The organism is Maribacter sp. X9 (assembly GCF_048537565.1).
Classification (GTDB): Bacteria; Bacteroidota; Bacteroidia; order Flavobacteriales; family Flavobacteriaceae; genus Maribacter.
In genome coordinates this window covers 4,113,746-4,123,241 of the sequence record NZ_CP183215.1, presented here as the reverse complement: position 1 = coordinate 4,123,241, position 9,496 = coordinate 4,113,746, and the positions used below count along the sequence as shown (strand labels likewise).

The 9,496-nt window shown below is 38.7% G+C and carries 4 protein-coding genes; 1 reads left to right on the top strand and 3 read right to left on the bottom strand.

The window, feature by feature from the left end:
* Positions 1–373: 373 nt before the first annotated feature.
* The 3 genes from ACNR9Q_RS17605 to ACNR9Q_RS17595 form a co-directional block, all read right to left on the bottom strand.
* Entirely contained in the window at positions 374–1,840 is a 1,467-nt protein-coding gene (locus ACNR9Q_RS17605) for a glutamate synthase subunit beta (RefSeq protein WP_419212531.1), read from the bottom strand.
* Between the two features lie 10 nt (positions 1,841–1,850).
* Complete coding sequence (gene gltB, locus ACNR9Q_RS17600; protein ID WP_419212530.1) at positions 1,851–6,359, bottom strand: glutamate synthase large subunit; 4,509 nt, start codon at positions 6,357–6,359, stop codon at positions 1,851–1,853.
* Between the two features lie 317 nt (positions 6,360–6,676).
* Positions 6,677–7,816: an acyl-CoA dehydrogenase family protein gene (locus ACNR9Q_RS17595; RefSeq protein WP_419212529.1), complete on the bottom strand. Its 1,140-nt coding sequence runs from the start codon at positions 7,814–7,816 to the stop codon at positions 6,677–6,679.
* A gap of 341 nt (positions 7,817–8,157) precedes the next feature.
* On the opposite strand from ACNR9Q_RS17595, the gene nhaD reads away from it, so the two are divergent.
* Positions 8,158–9,492 carry a sodium:proton antiporter NhaD gene (nhaD, locus tag ACNR9Q_RS17590; RefSeq protein ID WP_419212528.1) on the top strand — a complete coding sequence of 445 codons (1,335 nt, stop codon included), beginning with the start codon at positions 8,158–8,160 and terminating at the stop codon, positions 9,490–9,492.
* Positions 9,493–9,496: the final 4 nt, after the last annotated feature.

Here is a 9,496-nt window from a genome sequence, read left to right as displayed (position 1 = left end):
TACAAATAGGAAGGCATTTTGCCTACTATGTGTATTGAACTGGACAGAAGGGTTATGTTTAAGTATCGTTTTTATGCGAGAATTGTAATCAATCTGGAAAGAAAGAACTTTACATTTTTGACACCTTTGAACCAGAGTCTTAATGCCTTAGTTTTGCCTTAAATGATACTGAGATTAAATAGGGCTCCCTCCTTGTGTAAATATTTAAAAGCCAAGGCTATTGAGTTTGCTATTGAACACCCTAAGTCCTCATTTTGGACATCTTTAAGGTTTTTCATAGAACGTTGATAAATGTTTGTAAAACTTTTATATACAAAAAAACCCAGCTATTTCTAACTGGGCGTTTTACTATTATATAAAGAGTATCTACTAACTATACCCTAGGTAAATCACCGTCTCCTTTTAAAGGTAATGCTGTTTCGCCCATTAAGTACTTGTCAACATGATATGCCGCTTGCCGTCCTTCTGAAATAGCCCATACAATTAGAGACTGCCCCCTTCGTTGATCACCTGCTACAAAAATGCCGGGTATATTGGTCTTATAGTTAACTTCAGATGCTTTAACATTGGTTCGGGCATCCATTTCGATACCTAATTGCTTGGCTATAGTATCTTCAGAGCCTGTAAACCCTAGTGCAAGCAGTGCTAATTCACATTTCCATTCCTTTTCCGTGCCTTCCACCTCTTTTAGTTGGGGCCTTTGTCCTGGATTTTTAATCCATTCCACTTCAGAAGTAATCAGTCCTTTTAAATTACCTAATTCGTCACCAATAAATTTTTTGGTCGAAATACTGAAAAATCGCTCGGCACCTTCTTTATGGGAAGAACTTGTACGTAATCTCATTGGCCAGAAAGGCCAAGGTTGGTCTTCAGGTCTTTCGACGGTGGCCATAGGCATGATTTCAAAATTTGAAACTGATGTGGCTCCATGACGAAAAGAGGTTCCTATACAATCGGAACCTGTATCTCCACCACCAATTACAATCACATCTTTACCAGTGGCCTTTATTTCTTCACCTAAGTCCTTAATACCATCTACACGCCTGTTATTTTGGCCCAAAAAATCCATCGCTTGTACTACTCCTTTTAAGTCAGAACCTTCAATGGGTAGATTTCTTCTTATAGTAGCGCCACCTGTTAAAACGATAGCATCGAAATCTTCTTTTAATTTAGCGGCTTGAATGTCAACGCCGATATGCGTATTGCAGATAAAGGTGATGCCCTCTTCCTTTAGAACTTCTAACCTTCTGTCAATAATGGATTTTTCCATTTTAAAATCTGGAATACCATATCGCATAAGTCCACCGGGTTTTTCATCACGTTCAAAAACCGTTACCTCGTGGCCGGCTCTGTTTAATTGCTGTGCCGCAGCGAGACCCGCAGGCCCCGATCCAACAACCGCAATTTTCTTACCGGTTCTGTAGACCGGGGGTTTTGCTGATATCCAACCATTCTTAAAAGCTGTTTCAACTATGTTTTTTTCAATATTTTCAATACTTACCGGATTCTCATTGATTCCTAAAACACACGCTTCTTCGCATGGTGCCGGACATAATCTACCTGTAAATTCAGGAAAATTATTAGTTGAATGTAATATTTCACTAGCTTTTTTCCATTTTCCACGATAAACCGCATCGTTGAAGTCCGGAATTAAATTTCCCAGTGGGCAACCGCTATGGCAAAAGGGAATACCGCAATCCATACAACGTGCACCTTGATCCTTTAATTCCTTTTCAGGCATAGGAACCGTAAATTCCCTATAATTTTTTACGCGCTCCTCAACTGGTGCGTATTGTTCCACTTTTCTATCGAATTCCAAAAATCCTGTTGTCTTCCCCATCTTTCGATTTTTAAATAGTTTGTAAATTTTCTTCTTCTAAACGTATCAAAGCTTGTCTGTATTCTTCAGGTAACACCTTAATGAATTTAGGTAAATACGATTCCCAATTCTCTAAAATTCGTTGCGCTAACGGACTTAAGGTTGAGTTGTAATGACTTTCTATCAAATCTTTTAATTCTTTAATATCGTTGTCTTCTGTAACATCCAAAAGGTTTAAGCCTTCTAAGCTACATCTTTGTTTAAAGGTCTTTTTCTCATCTAATACATAGGCTATACCACCACTCATTCCAGCTCCGAAATTTCTTCCAACTTCACCAAGAATTACGGCAATCCCACCGGTCATATATTCACAACCATGATCACCAATACCTTCCACTACTGCTTTTGCTCCTGAATTTCGAACACAGAAACGCTCCCCGGCTTTTCCGTTTATATAAGCTCTACCTGCTGTGGCACCGTAAAGCGTCACATTGCCCGTAATCACATTATCTTCAGGTATGATGGTTGATTTTTCGGGGACTTTAATTACGAGCTTCGCTCCTGAAAGCCCTTTTCCTAAATAATCATTTGTATTCCCGTTTACCACCATTGTTAGTCCTCTTGTTGCAAAGGCGCCAAAACTTTGTCCTGCAGAACCTGTGAAATTAAGTCTGAGTGTATTGATAGGTAATCCTTCAGCTCCGTAGGTTTTGGAGATTTCATTGCTTATAATCGCCCCTACAGCTCTGTCTGTGTTACAGATTGGATAATCTAATGTCAATTTTTCCTTTCTGAATAAAGATGGATTTGCTTTGGCTATAATATCAAATTCTATGGATTTATCGATGTCGTGCTTTTGTTTCTCTGTATTATACAACTTGGTTCCTTTTGGAACATCTACCTGATGTAGAATAGGGGTTAAATCTATTCCAGCTGCCTTATAATGGTCAATGGCTTTTTTACGATCTAGTTTTTGAACCTGACCTACCATTTCATTAATGGTCCTGAATCCTAATTGAGCCATTATCTCACGTAATTCTTGGGCTACAAAATACATGTAGTTTACCACGTGCTCGGGTTTGCCTTGAAATTTCTTCCGTAGTTCAGGGTTTTGGGTAGCTATACCGACCGGGCATGTATTCAAATGGCAAACACGCATCATAATACATCCAGAGGCTACTAAAGGAGCCGTTGCGAAACCAAACTCTTCAGCACCTAGTAGGCAGGCTACAGCCACATCTCTACCCGTTTTCAATTGACCGTCACATTCTAAAACGATTCTGTTTCTCAAATCGTTAAGTACCAAAGTTTGTTGTGCTTCGGCAATACCCAACTCCCATGGAAGCCCGGCGTGCTTCAAAGAGGTCAACGGTGAAGCTCCTGTACCACCATCAAAACCGGATACCAGTACAACATCTGCCTTAGCTTTTGCTACACCCGCAGCAACGGTTCCTACACCAACTTCTGAAACCAATTTCACATTGATCCTCGCTTTTCTATTGGCCGATTTTAAATCGTAAATAAGCTGTGATAAATCTTCAATGGAATAAATATCATGATGCGGTGGCGGAGAAATCAAACCTACATACGGAGTCGAATTTCTAGTTTTTGCAATTGCTGGATTTACTTTAGGGCCTGGTAATTGACCTCCCTCACCTGGTTTGGCCCCCTGTGCCATCTTAATTTGAATTTCTTTTGCGTTAGTCAGATAATTGGAGGTCACACCAAATCTACCTGATGCAACTTGCTTAATAGCGCTATTTCTCCAATCGCCGGTTGAATTTTTGTAAAATCTATTTTCATCTTCGCCACCTTCGCCAGAATTACTTTTACCACCGATACGGTTCATGGCGATGGCTAAATTTTCATGGGCTTCCTTACTTATAGAACCATAGGACATTGCTCCAGTCTTGAATCGTTTTACGATTTCCGTCCAAGGTTCAACTTCATCTAATGGAATCGGGTCGTAATTAGAGAATTCGAAAAGTCCTCGAATGGTCATTAAATTATGTGCTTGTTCGTTGACCATTTGAGAATACTCCTTATAGGTCTCTGGTTCGTTACCGCGCACTGCTTTTTGAAGTTTTGCAATAGATAACGGGTTGAACATGTGTTTTTCACCATCTCTACGCCATCTATATTCTCCACCAATTTCCAGATCAAGAGTAGCGGCAACCTCTTTTTTATTGAAGGTCTTGTGGTGGCGTAGAGCTATTTCTTTTTCTATTTGATACAGACCTATTCCTTGTATACGTGTTGGGGTATTCGGGAAGTATTTTTCAACTACTTTGGTATTTATGCCAATACACTCAAAAAGTTGGGATCCGCGGTAGGAGTTAAGTGTAGAGATTCCAATCTTGTTCATTACTTTTAAAATGCCCTTGCCTACTGCCTTATTATAATTCTTTATGGCTTCTTCAAACGTGATTTCGGTAATATCATGTTCTTCTATCTGTTCGGCTATGATTTCATTAACCAGATAAGGATTAATAGCACTTGCACCAAATCCGAATAAAAGCGCAAAATGGTGCACTTCTCTAGGTTCTGCTGATTCAACGATAATGCTCAATTTAGAGCGTTTCCCAAGTTTTTGTAATCCACTGTTTACGAAAGAACACGCCAATAAAGCTGGTATTGGGGCCATGTCCTCGCTAACGCTCCTATCGGATAATATAATGATATTAGCACCGTTGTCAACTGCTTTAGATGCTTCTGTAAGTACAGATTGTAAGGCATCTTCTAAACCATTATGGCCTTGTTTAATGGAGTATAGGATAGAAATGGAAACCACTTTATAATCTGGGCTTACATCGTAATTTTTGATTTTGTCCAAATCCTCTTTTGAAATTACCGGATTCTGAATTTTTAGCTTTCTGCAGTGTAATTCAGAAAATTCAAAAATGTTATGGTCACTTCCTAAGGTTAGGCTAATATCCGTTATCAATTCTTCACGTATTCCATCCAATGGCGGATTGGTCACCTGTGCAAATAATTGCTTGAAGTAGTTATATATAAGTTGAGGACGTTGCGATAAAACTGCAATTGGGGTATCAGACCCCATAGAGCCAATGGGTTCCTTACCTGTTTTAGCCATAGGTAAAACTATGGTGTTGATATCTTCGAGAGTGTATCCGAAAACTGACTTCCTTTTTTCAAGGGTTTCTTCACCTAGGAATAAAGGACAGTCATTATAAGGTATATCCCTTAAGTAAACCAAGTTGTCTTTTAACCATTTTTTGTAAGGATATCTTTGTGCAATTTTCTCTTTAATCTCTTCATCGTTTACGATGCGGCCTTCTTCCATGTCGACCAAAAACATTTTACCGGGTTCTAAACGACCGTGGAATTCAACATTCTCAGGTGCGATTTCAACAACTCCGGTTTCTGATGACATCACTACATAGTCATCCTTAGTGACCGAATAACGCGAGGGTCTAAGTCCATTCCTATCCAGTACTGCTCCAATAAAGTTTCCGTCGGTAAATGGGATAGATGCGGGACCATCCCAAGGTTCCATCATACAAGAATGGTATTCGTAGAAGGCTTTTTTAGCCTCTGACATTTCAGTATTCTTTTCCCAAGCTTCTGGAACCAAAATCATCATCACTTCTGGCAAAGATCTACCGGTCATCAATAATAATTCAACCACCATATCCATGGTTGCGGAATCTGATTTTCCGGGTAAAATGATGGGAAGGATGTTCTTGATTTCGTCACCGAACAGGTCACTTTTCAACAGTTCCTCTCTAGAGAACATTCGCGATACATTTCCTCTAAGCGTGTTTATTTCACCATTATGGCACATATATCTAAAGGGTTGTGCCAAATCCCAAGTAGGGAACGTATTGGTAGAGAATCTTTGGTGTACCAATGCCAACCTGGTAACCACCCTTGAGTCCATTAAATCGGAATAATATAAGCTTATATCCAAGGGCATCAATAAACCCTTGAAGATGATTATTTTAGTGGATAGGCTAGGTACATAGAAGAACTTACTTTCCGATAATTTTGATTTTATTATGGTGTGTTCTGTAACTTTTCTGGCAATGAAAAGCTTCAAGTTAAAAGTAAAATAATCTTGTTCGGGGTTTTCTTTGGCCACAAAAATTTGCCTGACAAAGGGCTCGGTTTCAGCGGCAATTCTACCCGGAATGGAGCGATTGACTGGGACATCGCGCCAACCTAATAACTTTAACCCTTGTTTTTTTATGTTTTCCTCAAATATGGAAACACAGAAATTACGTTGATTCTCCTTTCTGGGAAAGAAAACGTTACCAACGGCATAATCACCGACTTTTGGTAATTCAAAGTTACAAACGGCCTGAAAAAAGTCGTGGGGTACATCAATTAATATTCCTGCACCATCACCAGTCTTACCATCGGCACTTACGGCACCTCTATGTTCTAGGCGGTACAGGATTTCCAATGCCTTATGTATAATGTCATTGGATTTTTTTCCTTTTAGGCTACATATAAAACCAGCCCCACAGTTATCATGTTCAAATTCCGGGAGATATAATCCTTGCTTCTTCAATGTCATCTTTATGGTATTTCTTCAAAAATATCAAATTGTATATATTATATTCAATGATTTTAACTTATTCGAATAAAAAATTCAACGAATTAAATAAAAGGCTAAAAAATCATTAATTATCAATTTTTGATTGGTTCAATTTATCAGATTGATAAATTTAGGGTATAATGATTTAAATACAATAGAATTGGAGGGGGTAAAATCTGATAATGGAGACTTTGTAACAATTATACCCGTCTATATAGTTTCATTAACAAATTATATAAACCTAAATGAATAATAACCCCCTAAACTAGAAGGGGTGTTATGGTGATAAAAATAATTTATTGTAAAATACTTCTGGAAATTACAATTTTTTGTATTTCTGAAGTGCCCTCGTAAATCTGTGTAATCTTTGCGTCGCGCATCAAGCGCTCGACATGGTATTCTTTTACAAAACCATTTCCGCCGTGTATTTGAACCGCTTCAACAGAAGTCTCCATGGCTACTTTTGAAGCGTATAATTTCGCCATTGCCCCAGAAAGGTCATAATCTCTACCATTATCTTTATCTAATGCCGATTGATAGACCAACAAACGTGCAGCCTGTATTTCGGTATGCATGTCGGCCAGTTTAAAGGCTATGGCCTGGTGGTTGCTGATTTCTGTGCCAAAGGCCTTTCGTTCTTTAGAATATTTTAAGGCCAGTTCATAGGCCCCGGCGGCTATGCCTAAAGCTTGTGCCGCAATACCGATTCGACCACCTGCCAAAGTTTTCATTGCGAATTTGAAACCAAAGCCATCTTCTCCGATCCTATTTTCTTTTGGAACTTTAACGTCATTAAAAATTAAGGAATGGGTGTCGCTGCCACGAATGCCCAACTTGTTTTCTTTAGGGCCGATTTCAAAACCTTCCGCTCCTTTTTCAACAATTAGGACATTGATTCCGCGGTGCTTTTTTTCCTTGTCCGTTTGTGCGATAACCAAATAAACACTTGCGGAACTTCCGTTAGTAATCCAATTTTTTGTTCCATTTAAGATATAATGGTCGCCTTTGTCGATAGCGGTTGTTTTTTGTGAAGTGGCATCACTACCAGCTTCGGGTTCGGATAGGCAAAATGCCCCGATAATTTCTCCGGTGGCTAATCTTGTCAAGTATTTTTTCTTTTGTTCCTCAGTGCCAAATTTTTCCAATCCCCAGCAAACCAAAGAGTTGTTGACAGATACTACAACGGAGGTTGAGGCATCTATTTTTGATAATTCTTCCATGGCCAAAACGTAAGAAAGGGTGTCCAGGCCGCTGCCACCGTATTTCGGATCAACCATCATTCCCAAAAATCCTAAATCACCAAGCTTTTTCACTTGTTCCTCTGGAAAACTTTGTGTTTCGTCACGCTCTATGACGTTGGGGAGTAACTCGGTTTGTGCAAAATCTCTTGCCGCTTGTTGAATTAGTTTTTGTTCTTCTGACAAGGAAAAATCCATATACGTATCTTAAAAGGTTATGTTACCAAAGGTAAAGATATAGGATCAAAAATTTGAATTTTAAAAAGTAGCATGGTAGGTCATGGAATAATGACCTTTTTCTTTTCAGTTTCAAATAATACTATAATTTATTTAAAGTTTTAGGTTAAAAAGATGTCAATAAAAACCTGTTAATTTCAATTTTCATAATTTTAAGTCTTTGGATGTCAGTTTACTTACGTGTAATTATAAAAACATTCGTAATTCGAATGCGATTTTAAATATCTTTCGTTAATTTCAATTTTTCGAAATAGAACCTATATTTGACACTTTAGATGTAGTCATTAAAAAAACCAACGAAAATGGAAACCCTTATTATTATTGTTTTTTTGGCGGGATATCTTGCCATTACTTTAGAGCACAATCTTAAAATAGACAAATTAATTCCGGCATTGGCCATGATGGCTATTTTGTGGGCGATTATTGCATTGACCCATATGGATGTTTTTGAAGTTAACACGGTTCTGCAAGAATTGGAGCCGACCCATATGGATGAAATTCTTTTGCATCATTTGGGGAAAACTGCAGAGATTCTCGTATTCCTTCTAGGTGCTATGACCATTGTTGAAATAATAGATTATTTTGATGGTTTCGCTACTATTAAGGGGTACATAAGGACTCGAAGTAAAAGAAAGTTGTTGTGGTTGTTTGCTATTTTAGCTTTTATCCTGTCCGCTATTATCGATAACTTAACGGCTACTATTGTCTTGATCACTATTTTACAAAAGGTGGTTAATGACCGAGAAACAAGGTTGTGGTTTGCGGGTCTCATTATCATAGCCGCCAATGCTGGTGGAGCATGGTCACCCATTGGAGATGTCACTACAACGATGCTTTGGATCGCGAATAAAGTGACGGCAGGTCAGTTAGTGCTACATGTATTTATTCCTTCAGTGATATGTATGATTGTTCCAACTTTGATTGCAGGAAGCAACAAAGCTTTTAAGGGTAAGATAGAGGGCGATTTTGAAGAAGAGACACCAAAATCAAAATATGGGTCCATAATGCTTTATCTAGGTTTGGGGGCAATCGTTTTTGTTCCATTTTTCAAGACGATTACACATTTGCCACCTTATGTTGGTATGATGTTGTCACTTGCCGTCGTTGCCACGTTTGCCGAAATATTCAGTAATAAAAAGTTCAGCATTTCTAATGTTGACGGAGGCGAACACGAAGGTGTCGGCCATCATAGCCCCGTTCATCATTCATTATCGAAAATTGAATTACCAAGTATTCTTTTCTTTTTAGGGATATTACTAGCGGTGGCCGCCTTAGAATCATTAGGTATGCTTTTTCATTATGCCCAAAGTTTGAATGAAGCAATACCGAATACCGATATAGTAGTGTTATTGTTCGGGGTAGGGTCTGCTGTTATTGATAACGTACCCTTGGTAGCGGCAAGTATGGGCATGTTCGGTCAAGCTCTTGATAGTCCCTTATGGCATTTTATCGCTTATTCCGCAGGTTCAGGGGGCAGTATGTTGATTATCGGTTCCGCTGCAGGCGTTGTGGCCATGGGGATGGAAAAAATCGATTTTTTCTGGTACTTGAAGAAAATATCCTGGTTGGCCTTTATAGGTTTTATTAGTGGTGCCGGTGTTTTTGTTTTAATTAGAGATTATGTGCTTCACGGATAATTTA